We start from the raw sequence: 20783 nt of genomic DNA, 5'->3' as shown, positions 1-20783 counted from the left end.
CATCAGCTCGAGGAATACCTTTCCATGCGCATTCTCTCCCAGCACAACCTGATCGCTCCGGGCCTCTTTTGCCTGCTCGCCCTCAGCCACAACGCCCTGGCCACCGAGGGCGGCGGCGGCGCATACGCCAATGGCAGCGAGGGTTTCATGACCGGCGCACTGCCGCCGCCCGGCACTTACCTGGTCAGCTACAACACCTATTACAGTGCCGACAGATTCGCCAACAGCAACCCGGCCTTCGACGATTTCAAGGTCACCACCGCGGCCACCATCCTCCGCGCGATCCACGTCACCGACAAACAGATCCTCGGCGGCAACTGGGCAATGCACGCCTTTCTGGTCGCCGCAGACGTAAACGTCGACCTGGGCGCCGGTGGCCGGCAGCGCCGCGCCGGCATGGGCGACTTCATCTTCGATCCACTCGCCATCGGCTGGCATAGCGGCAACTGGCACTGGATCGTCGGCATGGACATCTACCTGCCCACCGGCCGCTACGACGAGAACGAGCTGGCCAATATCGGTCGCAACTACGCCACCCTCGAACCGCTGTTCGCCTTCACCTACCGCAACGCGGCCGGCTACGAGTTCTCGATGAAAACCATGTTCGATCACAACTACGAGAACCATGACACCAACTACCGCTCCGGAGACGAACTGCACGCAGATTTCGTCGCCGCCAAGCACTTTGGCAACTGGGGCGTGGGCCTGGGTGGCTATGCCTACAAACAGGTCAGCGGTGACAGCGGGAAGGGTGCCGTACTCGGCGACTTCAAGGGCCGCGCCATGGGCCTGGGGCCGCAACTGACCTATACCGCGGCGAACGGCGTGAATATCCAGGGCCGCTACCAACACGAATTCGATGTGCAGAACCGCCCTGAAGGAGACAAGTTCTGGCTGAACATCGCCGTTCCGCTCTGAGGGTTCCACGGCAGCAGCCGGCAGCCGATAAATAGCTGCAGGCACGGCTGGAGGATCAGAGCACAGGACGCACGCCTCGCATTTACCCAAAACGGCCATGGCAGCTAAAACCGTCGCCTCACAGCTCATCTAGCGGGCAAACGCTGCTGAGTAAGAAGGCCAGTCCACCTTCCCTCTAAACGCCTCGACTCTCTCTACAGGCTCAACCCGCCGCGAGCTTCAGCCGTAACCACGGCGCGATCGGATCACGGTTCCTGGCCCAATAAATGCTTGAATATTCTCGTGATTAGTAATGTGTGCAGTTTCTGCACAGTTATGCACGATACCTATTACAAGAAGCCCTTGAGGTGCACCGTGAACGTGCCAAAAGCCCACGATTTCGATCACTGGAACCAGGCCGTCAGCGCCGTATGTGGCCGTTTCGTTACCCAGCGTGCGCAGAGCGCATTCATCGGTGATATCAGCCATCGCGACCTGGGCGGCCTGAACGTTGCCGATATCCACGTCAATGCCAGGTCGATCTGTCGCGAACACGCCAATCAGGATCGCGGTGAAGACCAGTTCTATTTTCTGGTGATGCAGCGTGAAGGGGTCATGGCGGTCAACCATGATCAGCAGCAGTTCGTGCTGCAACCCGGCGACATCGCCCTGCTGGACTCGGCGAGAACCCTGGAGATGTGCCCCCAGGGCCTGGTGCATCAGCTGTCGGTGCACCTGTGCCGCCGCACCCTGGATCGCGCGCTGCCAGCCAGAGCCAAGCGCTTTGGCAAGGTGCAGCACGCCAACCTCAGCGGCCGTGTGCTGGCCGGGCTGCTGGAGCAGATCGCCCGGCCCCAGGATGACGCCGCACCAAGCAGCCAGGATGGCGCGGCCGTGCAGGATGCGCTGATCAGCCTGTTGCAGCCCTGCCTGCAAGACCAGGCCGCCAGCCCGCGCAGCCGTCCGCTGCGGCGTATGGCCGAGCAGCTGATTCAGCAGTCGCTGCCCCACGCGCCCTCGCCCGCCGAGCTGGCGGCGCGCCTGAACATCTCGGTGCGCCAGCTGTACCGGCAATTCGAAATCGATGGCGACAGCATCTGCCGTTACGTGCAGCGCCAGCGCCTGGAATGCAGCGCCCGCGACCTGCTCGACGACGCCCTGCGCATCACCACCATCGCCTACAAATGGGGCTTCACCGACTCGGCGCATTTTTCCCGGGTGTTCAAGCGCCAGTACGGCATGTCGCCCCGCGACTACCGGGTGCAGGCGCTGCAGGGCTGAGCCGCTGCGGTGCAGAGGCGGCCGGCAAAGCACACTTTCTGGCAGGCAGTGCCAAGCCTGCATCACGGGCTGGGCCGCACACTGGAGCCGCCCGGCTACCCCGTGCAAAGGGCGCATGGACGGCCGGCAACAGGCGGCCGGGGTGCACCAATGCGTCACCCTGACGCGGCAAACCCATGGCTCGGCGGGTGCCGGAATTAGTAGAAATGTCTATGATTGCCCGTCGACCTTATAAAGCAGCCCAGTCATGTCCAGCGCCAAGAAACGCCGCAGCCGCTACAACCCCGCCAGCGAAGACTTCCACAAGGAAGAGTTTCCCTTCTACTGGCTGGCGCGCGTGTATGGCCGCTACTCCCTGGCCATGGAAAAACTGCTCAAGCGTATCGACCTCGACATCCCCCGCTGGCGGGTGCTCAACATCCTCTTCGAGAACGACAATTCGAGCATTTCGGAGATCTCCGAACACGCCGTGGCCAAGCTGTCGACCATCACCAAGATCGTCTACCGCATGAAGGACGACGGCCTGGTGGAAACCAGCCAGAGCGCCCAGGACGGCCGTGTGACCCAGGTCACCCTCACGGAAGCCGGGCGCAAGGCGTTCTTCGCCATGCACGAGCTCACCGACGAGCTGTTCCACAAGAGTTTCGAGGGCCTCACCGAAGCCCAGCTGCGCAAGCTCAACCAGGTGCTGGCGAGCATTTTCGCCAACCTGCCGGAACACTGATCGCCGCCGCCTGGTGGCCCAGGCCGACAGCTGGTCACGTCGCCATCAGCAGCGTTTGCCCTACCTGCGTCGCCCCCCTAGAATGCCGCGATGCAAAATGACCTCGATCAGCGACTCAGCTCTCTCAACCCAGCCCAGCACCATGCGGTCACCACGCCGCCCGGTCATCAGTTGGTGCTGGCCGGTGCCGGCTCCGGCAAGACCCGCGTGCTGGTGCACCGCATCGCCTTTCTGATCCAGCGCCTGGACGTCTCGCCGCACAGCATCCTGTCGGTGACCTTCACCAACAAGGCCGCGGCCGAGATGCGCCATCGCATCGAGGACGTGCTGGGCCAGAGCCCGGCCGGCATGTGGGTCGGCACCTTCCACGGCCTGGCGCACCGCCTGCTGCGTGCGCACTGGCAGGAAGCCAAGCTGGTCGAGAACTTCCAGATTCTCGACTCCGACGACCAGCAGCGGCTGATCAAGCGGGTGATCCGCGAGCTGGGCCTGGATGAGCAGCGCTGGCCGGCCAAGCAGGCGCAGTGGTTCATCAACGGCCAGAAGGACGAAGGCATTCGCCCGGCCGGCATCCAGGCCAGTGGCGACCTGTTCCTGGCCACCATGCGCAGCATCTACGAAGCCTACGAGGCCGCCTGTGCGCGTGCCGGGGTGATCGACTTCGCCGAACTGCTGCTGCGCGCCCTCGACCTGTGGCGCAACAACGCCGGCCTCTTGGCGCACTACCAGAAGCGCTTCCGGCACATCCTGGTCGACGAGTTCCAGGACACCAACGCCGTGCAGTACGCCTGGCTTCGCTTTCTCGCCATGGGCGGCGAAAGCCTGATGGTGGTGGGCGACGACGACCAGTCGATCTACGGCTGGCGCGGCGCCAAGATCGAGAACATCCAGCAGTTCGACAGCGACTTCGCCGACGCCGAGATCATCCGCCTGGAGCAGAACTACCGCTCCACGGCGAACATCCTCAACGCCGCCAACGCGCTGATCGCCAACAACCAGGGGCGTCTGGGCAAGGAGCTGCGCACCGATGTCGGCGACGGCGACCTGATCAGCCTGTACGCCGCCTTCAACGAACACGACGAAGCGCGCTACGTGGTCGAGACCATCGAGGACGCCCTGCGCAAGGACAGCCTGCGGCGCAGCGACATCGCCATCCTCTACCGCTCCAACGCCCAGTCGCGGGTGCTGGAAGAAGCGCTGCTGCGCGAGAAGATTCCCTACCGCATCTACGGCGGCCAGCGCTTCTTCGAACGTGCGGAAATCAAGAACGCCATGGCCTACCTGCGCCTGATCCACCAGCGCGGCAACGACGCGGCGCTGGAGCGGGTGATCAACGTGCCGGCCCGTGGCATCGGCGAGAAGACGGTGGAAACCCTACGCCAGTTCGCCCGCGCCAACGACCTGTCGATGTGGGCCGCGCTGCACGAAGCGGTCGGCACCAAGGTGATCGCCGGCCGCGCCGCCAGTGCGCTGAACGGTTTCGTCGAGCTGATCGACACCCTGGCGTTGAAGGTCGAAGGCCTGCAGCTGCACAGCACCGCCCAGCTGGTGATCGAACAGTCCGGCCTGCTCGCCTACCACCGTGACGAAAAGGGCGAGAAGGCCCAGGCACGGGTGGAAAACCTCGAGGAACTGGTGTCCGCCGCCCGCGCCTTCGACTCCTATGAGGGCGAAGACGGTGACGAGGCGCAGACGCCGCTGGCCGCCTTCCTCGACCATGCCTCGCTGGAAGCCGGTGACACCCAGGCTGCCGAGCATGAAGACAGCGTGCAGATGATGACCCTGCACAGCGCCAAGGGCCTGGAGTTCCCGCGGGTGTTCCTGGTCGGCATGGAAGAAGGCCTGTTCCCCCACAAGATGAGCCTGGAAGAACCCGGCCGCCTGGAAGAGGAGCGCCGCCTGGCCTACGTGGGCATTACCCGGGCCATGCGCCACCTGGTGATCAGCTACGCGGAAACCCGCCGCCTGTACGGCAACGAGACCTACAACAAGGTCTCGCGCTTCGTGCGCGAAGTGCCGCCGCACCTGGTGCAGGAAGTGCGCCTGTCGAACAGCGTCAGCCGCCCCTACGGCAGTGGCAGCCGCAGCATGAGCGGCAGCAGCCTGTTCGCCGGCAGCGCCGTACCGGACACGCCGTTCAACCTCGGCCAGCGCGTGCAGCACTCGCTGTTCGGCGAAGGCACCATCCTCAACTTCGAGGGCTCGGGACCCCAGGCACGGGTGCAGGTGAACTTCGAGAGCGAAGGCAGCAAGTGGCTGATGCTGGCCTATGCCAAGCTAGAGGCTATCTAAGAAGCTGTTGACGATCTTTCTGGGCATGCGTGCGGGCAACTGCAAGGCGCAAGCAGCCCTTCGTAGGGTGGACGACGCTTCATCCGTCCACCACTCTGCAACCGCGACGGTGGATGAAAAGAGCGTCATCCACCCTACATCCGCTACCGCCGCATTGCCGTCAAAATGAATAAAGCCCGACATAAAGATCGTGAACACGCTCTAAGTCAGCTCAACGATTAACAAGCTTGGCAGCCGCCATAACGGATGGCTGCCAATAACAAAAGCAATCAGGGCACGCTGCTCGACACTGCAAGGGAGAACACCATGAACCGCCGCAATCTGTTCGGCGCCGCTGTGGCGCTGTGCGCTGCCATCGGCCTGGCCGGCTGCAAGGAAGACAAACCCGCTGCCGACGGGGGCACCGCTGCCGCCGCCAAAGTGGAGGCCGTGCACTGGAAGATGGTCACCTCCTGGCCGAAGAACTATCCGGGCCTGGGCACCGCCGCCGAGCGCCTGGCCGAGCGCATCAACGCGATGAGCGCCGGGCGCCTGACCGTCAAGGTCTACGCCGCTGGTGAGCTGGTTCCGGCCCTGGAAGTGTTCGACGCGGTATCTCGTGGCACCGCCGAAATGGGCCACGGCACGCCCTACTACTGGAAGGGCAAGGTACCGGCGGCGCAGTTCTTCTCCTCGGTGCCATTCGGCCTGTCGACCCTGGAAATGAACGCCTGGCTGAGCAAGGGCGGCGGTCAGGCCCTGTGGGACGAAACCTACGCCCCTTATGGCGTGAAGCCGCTGTCGGCGGGTAACACCACCATGCAGATGGGTGGCTGGTACAACAAGGAAATCAACTCGCTGGACGACATCAAGGGCCTGAAGATCCGCATGCCGGGCCTCGGTGGCGAAGTGTTGACCAAGCTTGGTGCCATCACCGTCAACCTGCCGGGTGGCGAGATCTTCACCGCGCTGCAGACCCGCGCCATCGACGCCACCGACTGGGTCAGCCCTTACAACGACCTGGCCTTCGGCCTGCACAAGGCGGCCAAGTACTACTACTTCCCGGGCTGGCAGGAGCCTCAGGCGGTGGTCGAAGCGATGGTCAACCAGAAGGCCTTCGACAGCCTGCCGGCGGACCTGCAGGCCATCGTCGTCGAAGCCTCCCGCGCCGCGACCCTGGACATGATGGACGACTACGTCTTCCACAATGCCAAGTCCCTGGCCCAGTTGAAGGAACAGGGCGTGGCGATCAAGCGCTTCCCCGACGAGGTGCTAGCGGCGATGAAGCGTGAGTCCCAGGCCGTACTCGAGGACCTGGCAGGCCAGAACGAGCTCAATGGGCGCATCTGGAAATCCATGAAGGCCTTCCAGGATGAAGCCACGCCGATGGGCGAAGTGACCGAGAAAGAACTCTACAACTGGCGCTGAGGCAGCAGCCGCTGAGCACTGAAACGGAACCTGTTGGTTCCGTTTCGCCTCCCATCTCCATTGCCCTGGCGCGCCGCAAGCCGCCTCGCTGGGCAAAAGCTCGAAACATTCTGTTGCTGGTCATGCCGACCTGCCACGGGCAAGATGCCTGTCAGTGTTTCAATAACCGAGAGAAAACCGATAATGCAGCGTTTCCTCAGCATCGCCCTGGTACTTTGCCTGGGCCTGTCGTTCAGTTTTACTGCCGACGCCAAGCGTATGGGCGGCGGCAAATCCTTCGGCGCCGCGCCGAGCCACCAGACTCGCCAGGCCACGCCACCTTCCCAACCCAACGCCAATGCCGCAGCGCCTGGCCGTACCCCGGCTGCCGCCAGCGGTGCGTCGCGCTGGCTCGGCCCGCTGGCCGGTCTGGCCGCCGGTGGCCTGCTGGCCTCGATGTTCATGGGTGATGGCTTCGAAGGCCTGCAGATCATGGACATGCTGATCTTCGGCCTGATCGCCTTCCTGCTGTTCCGCTTCCTGGCCGCCCGTCGCCAGAAGCAGCAGCCGAACGTGGCTGCTGCCGGTGGTGCACCCTTCCAGCGTGAAGCCCATGGCCAGCCGCAGCCGGCTCAGCCGTCGATCTTCGGTGGCAGCAGCGCCGCGGCGATCAAGCCGGTGATCAACGCACCTGCCTGGTTCAACGAGCAAAACTTCATCAACGCCGGTCGTGAGCACTTCCTGAGCCTGCAACAGCACTGGGACGCGAACGAGATGGACAAGATCGCCGAGTTCGTGACCCCGCAGCTGCTGGAGTTCCTCAAGCGCGAGCGCGCCGATCTGGGTGATGGCTTCCAGTCCACCTACATCGACAACCTCGACGTGCAGCTGGACGGTGTCGATGATCACGCCGACAAGACCATCGCCACCCTGACCTTCAGCGGTATCTCGAAGACCTCGCGCTTCGATCAGGGCGAAGTGTTCAGCGAAAGCTGGCGCCTGGAGCGTGCCGTTGGCGATAACCAGCCCTGGCTGGTCGCCGGTATCCGCCAGAACGGCTGATCCCACACGCGTTAACCAAACCCGGGCTTGCCCGGGTTTGTTTTTTTCCGCGTCCGGCTTTTGGAACCTATGTCGGGCGCCGCACCCAAAGCGATGTGCAGCAGTCGCAGGCTCGAGATGGCTTTTTGCCTTTCGCCGCTTGTGACTATTTTCCATTCAGCGTAAAAAGCTGCGTTATCAAGAAGCACTAGAGCAGACGGCGACTATCGAACGCCCGTCTGCTTCGTGCTTTGCAGAATCTGATGAGAATCGTCGAACCCAGGTGGAGCCGCCGTGGAAGAAGTCATCGAACAACTGCGTGAATTGAACGAACCGGTGCCGGTGCCGCTGGAGCTGCCCGAAGAAGAGCTGCTGGTGGAGATCGAGGAGCAGATCCTCATCAACCTGCCGTTCGAGCTGCGCGAGTTTCTGCTCAAGGTCAGCGACGTGGTGTACGGCCGCCTGGAGCCGGTCACCGTCACCGACCCGCAATCGCACACCTATCTGCCGGAAGTGGCCTCGGTCGCCTGGTCGCTCGGCGTGCCGCGCGAGCTGGTACCGATCTGCGAAGACCAGGGCAACTACTACTGCGTCGAACAGGACGGCACCGTGCTGCTCTGGGACGGCGAAGAAGAAGACCTCACCGACGACAGCTGGGACTCGGTGTGGCACTGGGTGCGCGAAGTCTGGCTGGAGGAGTGATCCGCAGGCTTCCGGCAATCGCCGCCGCCCCTGGGTATCGCTTCGCTCAACACCAGGCTACGACCAATACAACAAGGGCGCCTATTGGCGCCCTTGTTGTTTCAGTGATGCCCCGGGGTTTCGGGCTTGTCGAGGGTCTCGAACAGGGCGATCTGCAGGCGCGTGTGCACGCGGATGAACCAGCGCCACAGCACCGCCACCACACCGGCGGCGACCACGCCAACCAACAGCAGCATGTCGTTGGATGGCAGGATGCTCGACGACAGCGCGGTGAGCAGCAGCATGATGCCGACCAGCGAGAGCAGCGGGATCACTTCGGCGATCACCTTGCGTACCCGCGCCGTATGGCGCCCGGCCTTCTCCTGGCGCACGCCCATTTCGGCGAGCAGCATGGAGAGCGCCTTGATCTTGCGGTAGGCGGCGATCAGGCAGGGCAGTGCCAGCAGCAGCGCGGCGCCCCAGATGAGTGCCTTGCGCAGGTTCTCCTGCTCGATCCAGCCGCTGAGCCAGGCACCAATCTGCCCCGCGAAGAACGCGATGCCGAGAAAGATCGCTATCACGAAGGCCAGGTTGACCAGCACCTGCAGCACGATCTTGCGGATCATGCCCGCCAGGATCGCGCCCTGGCCCTGGGGCTGGATGCTGCGCAGCCACTCGCCATACAGCGAGAACACCCGCGCGACGCCCTGCGGCATGCGCTTGCCCAGGCCCACCGCCAGCGGGTCGGCGGCGCGGATCAGGTACGGCGTGGTCAGGGTGGTGATCACCGACACGGCCACCGCCACCGGGTAGAGGAAGTCGCTGGTCACCTGCAGGGTCATGCCCAGGGTGGCGATGATGAACGAGAATTCGCCGATCTGCGAAAGCCCCATGCCGACGCGCAGCGAGGTGCGCCCGTCGTTGCCGGCGATGAAGGCGCCGAGGCTGCAGGAGAACACCTTGCCGACGATCACCGCCACGGTGATCACCGCGATGGGCCAGGCGTATTCGACCAGCACGCCGGGGTCGAGCAGCAGGCCGATGGCAACGAAGAAGATCGCACTGAACATGTCGCGCACCGGCTCGACCAGCCGCTCGATCTGCGCCAACTGACGCGATTCGGCCATGATCGCGCCGATCAGGAAGGCGCCCAGCACCATGCTGTACTCGAGCTTGACCACCAGCAGGCAGAAGCCGAAGCACATGCCCAGCACCGCCACCAGCAGCATCTCGTTGCTCTCGAACCTGGCCACGTAGGCGAGGATGCGCGGCACCAGGATGATGCCGATGACCAGCGCGACGATCATGAACAGCGACAGCTTGCCGACCGTGGCGAACACCTCGCCGGTTTCCACGCTACCGCTCAGGGCAATACCGGAGAGCAGCGCGATGATGCCGATACCGAGGATGTCCTCGACGATCAACACGCCAAAGATCAGCTGGGCGAAGCGCTCGTTCTTCATCTTCAGGTCGCCGAGCGCCTTGATGATGATGGTGGTCGAGGAGATCGCCAGGATGGCACCGAGGAACAGCGAATCCATGGTGCTCCAGCCGAAGTAGCGGCCAATCTCGAAACCGATCCAGATCATCAGGACGATTTCCAGGAACGCGGCGATGAACGCCGTGGCACCGACGTTGAACAGCTTGCGCAGGCTGAACTCCAGCCCCAGGCAGAACATCAGGAAGATCACCCCCAGTTCGGCCAGGGTGCGGATGGTTTCTTCTTCGTGGATCAGGCCGAACGGCGGGGTGTGCGGGCCGATCAGAAAGCCGGCGAGGATGTAGCCCAGCACCACCGGCTGCTTGAAGCGGTGAAACAGCACGGTGACCACACCGGCCACCAGCATGATCACCGCGAGATCCTGGATGAAGCTGATGGCATGCATGGCGAGACTGCTCCTTGTCGTTGGGCAACACGAACGCGCTCGGGCTGACGGCTCGGGGCGCGCTGACGGTTGCGGAAGGGGAAGGATTGGCCCGTTGCGGACCCTACTGCCCGCAGGTTAACACTCGGGCCGCGCCTCTCGCGACCCCACAGCCCGACGAACGGGCTGCCGCCCACGGAGGCCCCCTGCGCGTTGCGGCTCGCCTCGTGCGCCCTGCTCTAGAGCGGCGGCAAGGCCTGGCTCAGCGCGCCTGCGACGCCGGTTCAGCACTGACCTTCAGGTAACCACCGGCCACGCTGATACCGGCGCCACCGTATTGCTGGCACTGCTGATCGATGACTTCCAGCACCTGGATATCCAGCCCCTCGTGAAGCAGCTCGACCGAGCAGCCGCTGGGCAGGCCTGTATTCGTCAGCTGGTAATAGGCCTTTTCGCCCTGCAATGCGCCTTGCAGCTGGCCGATGGCGGCCGGGCCGTATTCTTCGACCTTGCCACCGGCGCGCAGCGGCGAGAAGTTCACCCGATAGCTGCCGTCGGCCTGACGGCTGATGTCCAGGCTGCTCCACACCGCCGCGCCGGCGTAACGTAGATAACGGCCTTCGATGCTGGCCGCCAGTTGCGGGTAGTCCACCGCCGCGGCCACCGAACGCAGGTTATTGCGGGTGGCGTTGCCCTGCATGCCGTCGGCCAGCGCGAGGTTCAACCAGGCGCGGGCCTGGCCGGGCTGCTTGAGGCGCAGGCTGGTCACCACCAGGTTGTTCAGCGCCAGCTCGCGGGCGGCACTGCTGTCCTGCTCCTGCTCGGCGCGGCGCAGTTGCCGCTCGAAGGCCTCGGCCGCGTCGGCGTAGCGGCCCGCCTGATAGGCCGCGGTGCCGGCGGCGTTGCACAGGCTGACGCTGTCGCAGGGTTGCGGCGCTGCCTGGGCAATACCGGCGAGCAGCGGCAATAGAGCTAGGCAAATAACGGGGCGCGTCATGGGATCGTCCTGAATGAGTGAGAGACTATGGCTCTAGGAGTGAAATGCCGGTACATACGTTGCAGCAATCGACTGCATAGGCACAATCGACCAGCCAAAGCCGCGCAGACGGCCGACAATCGCACCCCGTCCACCTGATGAGCGAGACCTTATGGAACCCGGCAACGCCCAACTGACTATGACCGTCCTGATGACCCCGGACATGGCCAACTTTTCCGGCAATGTACACGGCGGCACACTGCTCAAGTACATGGACGAAGTCGCCTATGCCTGTGCCAGCCGCTATGCCGGGCGCTACGTGGTCACCCTGTCGGTCGACCAGGTGACCTTTCGCGAACCGGTGCATGTCGGCGAGCTGGTGACCTTCATGGCCTCGGTCAACTATACCGGGCGCACCTCCATGGAAGTCGGCATCAAGGTGATCACCGAGAATATCCGCGAGCGCTCGGTGCGCCACAGCAACAGCTGCTTCTTCACCATGGTGGCGGTCGATGAAAACGGCAAATCCATCGAAGTACCGCCGCGTCAACCGGAGAGCTCCGAAGAGCGTCGACGCTTCGAGCAGGGCCGTCAGCGTCGCGAGATTCGTCAGGAGCTGGAAAGTCGCTACCGCGCCCTCAAAGGCGAGGCATGACGAGGCCTACAGCTGCCCCAAGCGGTGTCGACACATTCTGTATAAAGACCCTTTAGTTATAAGTAATATTTTAATATAAAATATCGGTCTTTACGGTCGAGCAATTCGACCCTGGCCGTTACGCTGTTCTGCTCGGTATCCGCTGCCGCGCGGGCATGCCAGGCCCTCTCACCAAGGAGACCGCATGCCGCATCACACACCCCTGATTGCGACGATCGCTGCCGGCTTCGTGCTGGCCTACCTGTTTGGCAGCCTGGCCAACCGCCTGCGCCTGTCGCCACTGGTAGGCTACCTGCTGGCTGGGGTGATCGTCGGCCCCTTCACCCCCGGGTTCGTCGCCGATAAAGAGCTGTCCGTCGAGATTTCCGAGATCGGCGTGATCCTGCTGATGTTCGGCGTGGGCCTGCACTTCTCCCTCAAGGACCTGATGTCGGTCAAACACATCGCCATTCCCGGCGCCGTGGTGCAGATCGCCGTCGCCACGCTGATGGGCATGGGCCTGTCCTGGGCGATGGGTTGGGGCTGGGGCGCCGGCCTGGTGTTCGGCCTGGCGCTCTCGGTGGCCAGCACCGTGGTACTGCTACGCGCCCTGGAAGAACGCCAGCTGATCGATACCCGCCGCGGCAAGATCGCGGTCGGCTGGCTGATCGTCGAGGATCTGGTGATGGTCCTGGCGCTGGTGCTGCTGCCGGCATTGTCCGGCGTGCTCGGTGGCATTCCCCAGGGCGACGGTTCCAGCAGCATCGGCATGCAGTTGCTGATCACCTTCGGCAAGGTCAGCGCCTTCGTGGCACTGATGATCGTGGTCGGCCGCCGGGTCATTCCCTGGCTGCTGGAGCGCAGCGCCGGCACCGGCTCACGGGAACTGTTCACTCTGGCGGTGATGGCCATCGCCATGGGCATCGCCTACGGCTCGGCGCAACTGTTCGGGGTGTCCTTCGCCCTGGGTGCATTCTTCGCCGGGATGATCCTCAACGAGTCGGAATACAGCCACCGGGCGGCCGATGATTCGCGGCCACTGCGCGATGCCTTCGCGGTGCTGTTCTTCGTCTCGGTGGGCATGCTGTTCAACCCGGCGATCCTGCTCGAGCAACCGCTGCTGGTGCTGGGCACCTTCCTGGTCATCGTGGTCGGCAAGTCGCTGGCAGCGATGCTCATCGTGCAGGCCTTCCGTAAACCCCTGAGTACGGCGCTGACCATTTCGGTGAGCCTGGCGCAGATCGGCGAGTTCTCGTTCATCCTCATCGGCCTGGGCGTGGGCCTCAACCTGGTGCCGGAAGCGGCCCGCGACCTGGTGCTGGCTGGCGCCATCCTGTCGATCCTCTGCAACCCGCTGCTGTTTCTGGTGATCGACCGCCTGCAGCCGTGGCTGGATCGCCGCGAAAACACCATTCCGGCCGATCAGGTCAGCCTGGTGAACAGCGAAGACAACGACCTGCATCCCGTCAGTGAAGTGGGCCATGCGATCCTGATCGGCCATGGCCGTGTCGGCAGCCGCATCAGCCGGCGCCTGCGTGACGAAGGCGTGGCGCTGGTGATCATCGACGACAACCGCGCCCATGCCCAGGAACTGCGCGAGGAGGGCTTCAGCGTAGTACTCGGCAATGCCGCCAGCGCCCACGTGCTGGAGCTGGCCAATGTCGCCCAGGCGCGCTGGCTGATGATCGCCATCCCCAACAGCCTGGAGGCCGGGCAGATCGCCCTTCACGGTCGCCAGGCCAATGCTGACCTGGACATCATCGCCCGCGCCCATTTCGACGATGAGGTCGACTACCTGCAGAACCACGAAGCCGATCTGGTGGTGATGGGCGAGCGGGAAATCGCCCGGGTGATGTTCGAGCGCCTCGGCCTGCAGTCCCCCGCGCCGGTCACGCCGCTGACCCTCGCGCCCCATGGTATGGCCAGCTGACGACAACGGAGCCGACAGCCGATTCACGGCGGCAACTGTCACCGTGGATCGGGTAAGCTGAGCGTTCCCCGTCACGAGTTCGTCTGCCATGTTGACCCTCGGCAACCTGTTCATCCTGATGCTGCTCGGCGCTGGCGCTGCCTGGCTTTGGCACGGCCACGGCATTCGTGAGCGCGCGCTGACGCGGGTCAAGCAGCACTGTGCCAAGCTGGATATCGAACTGCTCGATGGCAACGTGGCCTTTCAGCGCTTCGGCCTGGTCCGCGACGGCCGCGGCAACCGCCGCTTCGCGAGGGTCTATGGGTTCGAATTCACCGTTACCGGTGAGCAGCGCCACAGCGGCCGCATCGTCATGTTCGGCGGGCATCTGGGCACTATCGAGCTCGACCCCTACCCGTTCCGCGAACCACCAGCGGCCCTGCCGCCGATTGTCGAAGCGGCCCCGGCACCGGCACCACGCAAGGCCGCCCAGGTGATCGAACTGCAGCAATGGCGCCGCGACCACCCCGCCTCACGGGACTGAAACAAGCCTGAGGCTCAGCGAGCCCGGCAGGCTGCCATGCCGGCCTGCAACGCTGCCTGATCCTGAGCATGGGTAAAGATCAATTCCAGCCGCGAATCCTTACGCCACTCGCTGTTCTGCCAGTGCAGCACCTGGCCTTCCAGGGCATTGGCCGACAGCCAGCCGGCGTTGCTGTGCAAGACCAGCTTGGCGCGCCGCCAGGGCAGTGTCGCCAACCATTGCTGAATGGCCAACAGGTCGAAATGCTGGCTGGGGTGCCAGCGCCAACCGATGCTCCAGCCTTCGGGCTGATCCTGGATCAGGCAGATCGGCTGATCGGCATTGCGCCACACCATGGCCGGCGGTGCCGGGCCGTCCGGCAGAGCGCTACCGGCCGTCACCACAGCTGGCGCGGAAACCCTCGGCAACTGGCTGAACGGCAACGTGCCCTGGCTCGTCCAGTAACAGGCCTGCTGAATCTCGGATTCGAGCCGCGCGCGTGTCATCTCATCGAGCCCTTCGCTCTTGTTCAGCACCAGCAGCCCGGCGTGGGCCAAAGCGTCACGCTGGGTGTCGGCGAGCGGTTGATCGGCAGCCAGCGCCGCGGCATCGAGCACCATCAGCAGCGGCTGCACGGCGAGCACACCCTCCCAGGGCGGCTGGCGCAGTTGCTCCAGCAGCGCCAGGGGGTGGCCCAAGCCGGACGGTTCGATAAACAGCCGATCCGCCTTGGCCTTGCGCAGCAGCCGGCCCAGGCCGACCTGGAACGGCACGCCATTGACGCAGCACAGGCAGCCACCGGCCACCTCGCTGAAACTCAGGCCCTCTTCGTCGCGGGCCAGCAGGGCGGCGTCCAGGCCGATCTGGCCGAACTCGTTGATCAGCACCGCCCAGCGCTCGTCCGCGGGCCGCTGCGCCAGCAAGTGGCGGATCAGGCTGGTCTTGCCGGCGCCCAGGGGCCCGGCGATCAGGTGGGTGGGTATCTGTTTGAGCATGGCGCTATGGTGAAGGCTTGGCGACGCGGGGAAAAGCCCGGCTTGCGCCGATCGAGCGGCAGACGAAGGACCTGTTGGCGTTTCAAGGCGAGCCGCGTTGCCGCGAAACCTCAACAGCCCCTAAAATCGCTGCACCTTTTCTGGAGTTGGATCGATGCGCCGTCTGCTGCCCCTGCTGTTGTGTGGATTGTCCGGCTTGGCCTGGGGCGAAGCCTGCGTGGTGCATAGCCAGGCCGAGCGGCTGGACGTGAAGGTCTGCCAGCAGAACCGCAGCATTCCGCCGAACCTGTTCCGCAGCGGCTTCTGCCAGCCCCAGCTCAAGGGCCAGAAGGTCGATGTCAGCTTCGTCGAGCAGTGCCCGGTCGGCGCCTTTGGCGTGTGCCGCAACGCCAGGGTCGGCGGCACCCCGTACCAGCAGGACATCCACTACTACGGCGTGGCCGATGACGCCGCCTACCTCAAGCCCTTCTGCGAAAGCCAGAGCAAGGGCGTGTGGATGGCCTACTGAAAGCCTGTTCATGATCTTTCCGCCCAGGTTCGTCGATTTTGGCGGCTAAGTGGGCGATACCCGCTGTTCGCGATCTCGTGGGAGGAGCTTTAGCCCCGAGCTCTTTGCGCCTAGGCTGGCACAATCGAGGCTAAAGCCTCTCCCACAGAAGCTCCGCCCCCGTCCGTTTTTGCCTTGTAGTTCGTAGGGTGGACGACGCTTCACCTACGCGGCCCGAACCGTCCACCGCGCTGCGATCGCAATGGTGGACAAAAAGAGCGTTGTCCACCCTACGGTGGGAGCGTGCGTTTTTGCCTTGTAGCTGCTCCTTCGTGCACATGCAGGTCGTGAACAGGTTAAGCCGTCATTCAATCGTCATCTCTATCGGCGTAAATACAGTCTCTCTTGGCTGCCGGACAGGCCCGGTGGCGATGTTGCTGCGCTCAGGCGCAGCATTTTTTTGCCTGCCGTTCAGGCCAGCCAGTCCAGGGTCAGTAGCAGGCGGCGCTCACCGGCAGGCAAGGCGGGCGAGCGGTGGATCAGGCCACGCCCTTCATTACCCTCCCAGCGCTCGCCCTTGACCAGCGCCACATGACCATAGCCGATCTGTTCGACCCGCGCGCCCTCCCCGGGCTGCGCCTGCGCGCTGCCCAACAGCTGGCGCGGCAACTCGCCTTCGGCCAGCCACTGGCTGCCGGGGCCGGCGTAGCTGGTGATCAGCCGCAGCGGCACATGGTCGACGTGAAAGCGCGGGCACATGGCGCCATCCAGTGCCCGCAGGCGCAAGCCGATGCGCCGGGCATCGAGCAGGCAGGCATAGGCGCGCACCAGCCAGGCCACATCGGCAAGAAACGCTGCCTGGCCAGGCAGGTCGCTGTAGCCACTCAACAGCCCGTGCAGCTCAGGCTCGGCGTCGCTATCGGCCAGCTCGATGCTCAGCGATTCGGCCAGCGGCTCGCCCTGGGCCAGCAGGCTGCTGGCGAACGCCGCCAGGTGCTCGGGCAGGCTGCGCTGCCAGACCGCCAGGTTGACGTCATCACGCAGCGCATCGCCGAGCACGTCAATCCGTTCGCTGCTGATCTGTAGCGGCTGCGCCGGTGTCTTCAATGCCAGCATCAGGCGGCCTCCTGCCAGGGGCCGAACGGGTCGGGCAGACGCAGCCAGGCCTCGGTGCCGGCGGCCATTTCCGCATCGCTGAGCAGGCAGGCGTCCAGCTCGGCGTGCAGCCGGGCGAAGTCGATGTGCTGGCCGATGAACACCAGCTCCTGGCGGCAATCACCACTGGCCTTGTCCCACTGGCGGATGATGCCCTTGAGTTCATCGTCATCCTGGGGCCACTGGCTTTTCGGCACGAAACGCCACCAGCGCCCGGCCAGCCCATGGCGCATCAGGCCACCAGCCTGGGACCAGCTGCCGGCTTCCTGGTACTTGCTGGCCAGCCAGAAGAAGCCCTTGGAGCGCAGCAGCCGGCCGTTGCTCCACTCGCGGCTGAGAAAGTCGAAGAAGCGCTGCGGGTGAAACGGCCGCCGCGCCCGGTAGGCGCTGGAGGCGATACCGTACTCCTCGGTTTCCGGCACGTGCTCGCCACGCAGCTCCTTGAGCCAGCCGGGCGACGCGGCGGCGCGTTCGAAGTCGAACAGGCCAGTGTTGAGAATGGCGTCCAGCGGCGCCGCGCCCATGCTCATCGGCAGGATCCTGGCGCGGCTATTGAGGCGCCGCAGGATGGCACTCAGCTCTTCGCGCTCGGCCCTGCTGATCAGGTCGATCTTGCTGATCAGCAGCACATCGGCGAACTCGATCTGCTCGATCAACAGATCGGTGATCGAGCGCTCGTCCTCCTCACCGAGGGTTTCGCCACGGCTGGCGAGGCTCTGCGCGGCCTGGAAGTCGGGCAGGAAATTCACTCCGTCGACCACCGTGACCAGGGTGTCCAGCCGCGCCAGGTCGGCCAGGCTCTGGCCTTGCTCGTCGCGAAAGGTAAAGGTCTCGGCCACCGGCAACGGCTCGGAAATGCCGGTGGACTCGATCAGCAGGTAGTCGAAGCGCCCATCGCGGGCCAGCTTGCCGACCTCTTCGAGCAGGTCCTCGCGCAGGGTGCAGCAGATGCAGCCGTTGCTCATCTCCACCAGCTTCTCTTCGGCGCGGTTGAGGCTGACGCCCTTCTGCACCTCGCTGCCGTCGATGTTGATTTCACTCATGTCATTGACGATCACCGCGACACGCAGGCCGTCGCGGTTCTTCAGCACATGATTGAGCAAGGTGCTCTTGCCGGCACCGAGAAAGCCGGAAAGCACGGTTACGGGAAGGCGGTCGGGCATGGCGGGATCCTCATCGGCATCAGGGTCTACAGGTCACGTTGGTGGCGTTCGCGCTGTTCTTCGCGCTCTTTCGCTTCGATACACAGGGTGGCGGTGGGCCTCAGCAGCAGGCGCTGCAAACCGATCGGCTCGCCGGTTTCCCGACACCAGCCGTACTCGCCACGGGCCAGGCGCTCGAGGGCCTGATCGATCTTGTCGAGCAGCTTCTTTTCCCGCTCCAGCAGGCGCAGTTGCCACTGGCGCTGCTCTTCGCGGCTGGCGATGTCGGCTTCGTCGGCGGGCCGTTCCTGCTCGCGCAACTCGCCGAACTCGGCATCGATGCGCTGCTGCAGTTCCTCGCGCTGACCAACCAGCAGGTCGCGAAAGAACGCCTGCTGGGCATCGTTCATGTAGGCCTCGACGGGCTGGGCCAGCAATTCATCGGACGTCATGGTGGGCTCACGGACAATTCAATTGTTATAACATAACATTTAATTGTCAATGCGACGATCTCCGCAGGATCAACCGGCGGACCAGGCTGCCCGATATCGCTGCAGGTGCTGCAAGGCGAGGAGCCGATCAGGATGCAGGTAAACCCCTGCTGTCCGCGGAAACGGAGGTTCCGCGATCTACTCTGGGCGCGGCCGGCGAGGCCTGGTCAGGCGCGCCGATCACGGGTGTCGAGCAGGCCCGGCACTGGCCCACCCCCACTGCCGTCTTGGCGCAAAAAAACCCCGATCAGCCGGGCGAGCTCGGCTTGCCCTGCTGCACCATCGCCGCGGCCGCGGCTTTCCCGGCAACCCGGGGCTTGAGCTGCCAGATGCCGAACATCACCAGCGCCAGCCCGGCCATCTGGTACGGCGAGATGGCTTCGCCGAGCAGCGCCCAGGCAGCGAAGATGGTCAGCACCGGGCCGAGATTGCCGACGGCGGCGGTATGGGTGGTGCCGATGCGCTGGATCGCCAGGGCCATCCAGTACACCGGCAGCACGGTGGAAATCAGCGCCATCAGCGCAGCGCACAGCCATACCTGGGCCGGTTGCGCGAGCAGGCTGTCGAGCGGCTCGGTAACGGCGAAGTGCGCCAGCACCATCAGCGACGATGCGCTGCCGGCCAGCCCGGCCAGGCGCATCGAACCGAGGCGCTTCACCATCACTCCGGTGCCCAGGTAGTACAGCGCGTAGGTCACCGCGCTGGCGAACACCCAGAGCGAGCCGATGATCACCTGGCTGCCCATGTCAGTGGCACCGATGTCGTGTATCAGCGCCACGCCCAGGCCCAGGTAACAGACCGCCATTGCCAGCAGCGTGCGGCGGCTGGGGCGTTCGCGAAAGGCGATCATCTGGAACACCAGCACCAGGGTCGGGTAGGTGAACAGGATCAGCCGCTCCAGGCCGGCACTGATGTACTGCAAGCCGTAGAAATCGAACAGGCTCGACAGGTAATAGCCGAACAGCGCCAGCACCACCACGCGGGCGCCATCGGCCAGCGTGAAGCGCCCACCGACGCCGCTGCGGCTCAACCAGACCAGCCACAGGAACAGCGGCAGGGCGAGGGTCATACGCATCGCCAACAGAGTGATCGCCTCCACCGGGGCGGCGTCGTAGGCCAGTTTGACGAAGATCGCCTTCATGCTGAAACCGGCAGCAGCAAGGATGGCGAACAGGCTGCCGTTCCCGGCGCAGCGCTGAAAAAACGCAGTTGGATTCATGACAGTCTGGATCAGGGGCAGGGAACGGTTATTCTGATCCGCATGGCGCCAGTCAAGAATCGGTATTTCCCTAAGGCTGCCTTCTGTTTTGGAGAACCCTGTGCATTTCGATCTTGTGGACGTGCGCCTCTTCGTCGCGATCGCCTCGACTGGCAGTCTCAGCAAGGCCGCGGCCAGCTTTCCGGTGGCGGTGTCGGCGGCCAGCACCCGGCTGCGGCAATTCGAGCAGCGCTGCCAAGTCACCCTGTTCACCCGCAACGCCAGCGGCATGACAGCGACCCCGGCCGGGCGCCTGGTGCTCGAAGCCTGCCAGCGGATCCTCAACGAAACCCAGCGGCTGACGGACAACCTGCAGGAGTTGTCCGGCCAGCAGCGGGTGGTGCTCAAGCTGTGCGCCTCCACCGTGGCCAACAGCACCTTTCTGCCGGCGGCACTGGGCCCCTTCCTGGCCGACTACCCGGAGGTGGACCTGCAACTGACCGAAGGCACCAGCCGCGCCATTCTGCGCAGCGTACAGGCGGGCGAGATCGACCTGGGCGTGTTCGACGGCAACCAGCCAACCGGCGGGCTGCTGTCCCTGCCGTTTCGCCATGATCGCCTGGTGCTGCTGGTGCCCCGCGGGCATGCCCTGGCCGACCGCCGACAGGCCAAGCTGGTGGAAGCGTTGGGCTTTCCCTATATCGGCCTGCCCGGCGAACGGGCCATGCAGCGCTTCATCGAAGACAAGGCGATCGCCGCCGGCATCGCCCTGCGCGTGCGGGTGCGCGCGCCGAGCTTCGACGCCATCGCCCAACTGGTCGCCCAGGGCGCCGGCATCGCCATGCTGCCCGAGGCTGCTGCATCACGGCTGGCCCAGGAGCTGCCGCTGACCCTGGTCGACATCGCCGACAGCTGGGCCAGCCGTGAACTGCGCCTGTGCATCCGGGACTGGCAAAGCCTGCCCTCCCACGCCCGCCAACTGGTCAGCCACCTTTCCGGCGTCGCCCACCCGGGCTGAAAGGCCTGACGCGAGGCCCGCGGGCACCTGCCAGGCACTGCGAAACGCGCCTTTTACCGAAAAGCGCTTGCGAACGGAGCATTCTGCG

19 protein-coding genes are annotated in these 20783 nt (G+C 64.6%); 12 read left to right on the top strand and 7 right to left on the bottom strand.

Annotation, left to right across the window (positions count from 1 at the left end; genetic code table 11):
- Nucleotides 1-24: 24 nt before the first annotated feature.
- The 7 genes from QYS36_RS09435 to QYS36_RS09405 all read left to right on the top strand — a co-directional run bounded on the left by QYS36_RS09435 (nt 25) and on the right by QYS36_RS09405 (nt 8323).
- Nucleotides 25-918, top strand: a complete 894-nt coding sequence (locus tag QYS36_RS09435; RefSeq protein WP_308839225.1) for a transporter — start codon at nt 25-27, stop codon at nt 916-918.
- A gap of 354 nt (nt 919-1272) precedes the next feature.
- Nucleotides 1273-2178, top strand: coding sequence for a transcriptional regulator FeaR (feaR, locus tag QYS36_RS09430; protein WP_308839224.1), 906 nt, complete (start codon nt 1273-1275; stop codon nt 2176-2178).
- 247 nt (nt 2179-2425) lie between these two features.
- Nucleotides 2426-2902: a MarR family transcriptional regulator gene (locus tag QYS36_RS09425; RefSeq protein ID WP_308839223.1), complete on the top strand. Its 477-nt coding sequence runs from the start codon at nt 2426-2428 to the stop codon at nt 2900-2902.
- Between the two features lie 90 nt (nt 2903-2992).
- Complete coding sequence (gene uvrD / locus QYS36_RS09420; protein WP_308839222.1) at nt 2993-5194, top strand: DNA helicase II; 2202 nt, start codon at nt 2993-2995, stop codon at nt 5192-5194.
- A 306-nt stretch (nt 5195-5500) separates the two neighbouring features.
- Nucleotides 5501-6601 carry a TRAP transporter substrate-binding protein gene (locus tag QYS36_RS09415; protein WP_308839221.1) on the top strand — a complete coding sequence of 367 codons (1101 nt, stop codon included), beginning with the start codon at nt 5501-5503 and terminating at the stop codon, nt 6599-6601.
- A gap of 183 nt (nt 6602-6784) precedes the next feature.
- Complete coding sequence (locus tag QYS36_RS09410) at nt 6785-7642, top strand: Tim44 domain-containing protein (RefSeq protein WP_308839220.1); 858 nt, start codon at nt 6785-6787, stop codon at nt 7640-7642.
- Between the two features lie 273 nt (nt 7643-7915).
- Nucleotides 7916-8323 carry an SMI1/KNR4 family protein gene (locus tag QYS36_RS09405; RefSeq protein ID WP_074886822.1) on the top strand — a complete coding sequence of 136 codons (408 nt, stop codon included), beginning with the start codon at nt 7916-7918 and terminating at the stop codon, nt 8321-8323.
- Between the two features lie 101 nt (nt 8324-8424).
- On the opposite strand, the gene QYS36_RS09400 is transcribed toward QYS36_RS09405, so the two are convergent.
- On the bottom strand, nt 8425-10188 hold the full coding sequence (locus QYS36_RS09400; protein ID WP_308839219.1) for a cation:proton antiporter: 1764 nt from the start codon (nt 10186-10188) through the stop codon (nt 8425-8427).
- Between the two features lie 241 nt (nt 10189-10429).
- On the bottom strand, nt 10430-11164 hold the full coding sequence (locus QYS36_RS09395) for a tetratricopeptide repeat protein (protein ID WP_308839218.1): 735 nt from the start codon (nt 11162-11164) through the stop codon (nt 10430-10432).
- Nucleotides 11165-11315: 151 nt separating this feature from the next.
- Between QYS36_RS09395 and QYS36_RS09390 the strand changes: the two genes are divergently transcribed.
- The 3 genes from QYS36_RS09390 (at nt 11316) to QYS36_RS09380 (ending at nt 14230) form a co-directional block, all read left to right on the top strand.
- Nucleotides 11316-11798 carry an acyl-CoA thioesterase gene (locus tag QYS36_RS09390; protein ID WP_308839217.1) on the top strand — a complete coding sequence of 161 codons (483 nt, stop codon included), beginning with the start codon at nt 11316-11318 and terminating at the stop codon, nt 11796-11798.
- Between the two features lie 184 nt (nt 11799-11982).
- Nucleotides 11983-13707, top strand: coding sequence for a YbaL family putative K(+) efflux transporter (gene ybaL, locus QYS36_RS09385; RefSeq protein ID WP_308839216.1), 1725 nt, complete (start codon nt 11983-11985; stop codon nt 13705-13707).
- Nucleotides 13708-13795: 88 nt separating this feature from the next.
- Nucleotides 13796-14230 (top strand): DUF3301 domain-containing protein, encoded by a 435-nt coding sequence (locus QYS36_RS09380; RefSeq protein WP_308839215.1) that lies wholly within the window; start codon nt 13796-13798, stop codon nt 14228-14230.
- Nucleotides 14231-14244: 14 nt separating this feature from the next.
- Here the strand turns inward: QYS36_RS09380 and QYS36_RS09375 are convergent, their stop codons facing one another.
- Nucleotides 14245-15204: a CobW-like GTP-binding protein gene (locus QYS36_RS09375; protein ID WP_308839214.1), complete on the bottom strand. Its 960-nt coding sequence runs from the start codon at nt 15202-15204 to the stop codon at nt 14245-14247.
- A gap of 154 nt (nt 15205-15358) precedes the next feature.
- Here QYS36_RS09375 and QYS36_RS09370 point away from each other — a divergent pair, with 154 nt between their 5' ends.
- Nucleotides 15359-15712: an NADH:ubiquinone oxidoreductase gene (locus QYS36_RS09370; protein WP_308839213.1), complete on the top strand. Its 354-nt coding sequence runs from the start codon at nt 15359-15361 to the stop codon at nt 15710-15712.
- Between the two features lie 450 nt (nt 15713-16162).
- Here the strand turns inward: QYS36_RS09370 and QYS36_RS09365 are convergent, their stop codons facing one another.
- The 4 genes from QYS36_RS09365 to QYS36_RS09350 all read right to left on the bottom strand — a co-directional run bounded on the left by QYS36_RS09365 (nt 16163) and on the right by QYS36_RS09350 (nt 19698).
- Nucleotides 16163-16807 carry a DUF1826 domain-containing protein gene (locus QYS36_RS09365; RefSeq protein ID WP_308839212.1) on the bottom strand — a complete coding sequence of 215 codons (645 nt, stop codon included), beginning with the start codon at nt 16805-16807 and terminating at the stop codon, nt 16163-16165.
- A complete protein-coding gene (gene zigA, locus QYS36_RS09360) occupies nt 16807-18009 on the bottom strand; it encodes a zinc metallochaperone GTPase ZigA (protein WP_308839211.1) in 1203 nt (400 codons plus the stop codon). Before zigA ends, QYS36_RS09365 begins: the two co-directional genes overlap by 1 nt.
- 26 nt (nt 18010-18035) lie before the next feature.
- Complete coding sequence (gene dksA / locus QYS36_RS09355; RefSeq protein WP_308839210.1) at nt 18036-18440, bottom strand: RNA polymerase-binding protein DksA; 405 nt, start codon at nt 18438-18440, stop codon at nt 18036-18038.
- A gap of 286 nt (nt 18441-18726) precedes the next feature.
- Nucleotides 18727-19698, bottom strand: a complete 972-nt coding sequence (locus QYS36_RS09350) for a DMT family transporter (RefSeq protein WP_308839209.1) — start codon at nt 19696-19698, stop codon at nt 18727-18729.
- Nucleotides 19699-19798: 100 nt separating this feature from the next.
- Here QYS36_RS09350 and QYS36_RS09345 point away from each other — a divergent pair, with 100 nt between their 5' ends.
- The gene (locus tag QYS36_RS09345; RefSeq protein WP_308839208.1) at nt 19799-20695 is read left to right on the top strand and encodes a LysR family transcriptional regulator; all 897 of its coding nucleotides are present in this window, start codon (nt 19799-19801) and stop codon (nt 20693-20695) included.
- Nucleotides 20696-20783: the final 88 nt, after the last annotated feature.

Source organism: Pseudomonas sp. G34 (genome assembly GCF_031119625.1).
Classification (GTDB): domain Bacteria; phylum Pseudomonadota; class Gammaproteobacteria; order Pseudomonadales; family Pseudomonadaceae; genus Aquipseudomonas.
The sequence above is the reverse complement of the archived record's forward strand: the minus strand, read 5'-3'. Positions and strand labels throughout refer to the sequence as shown.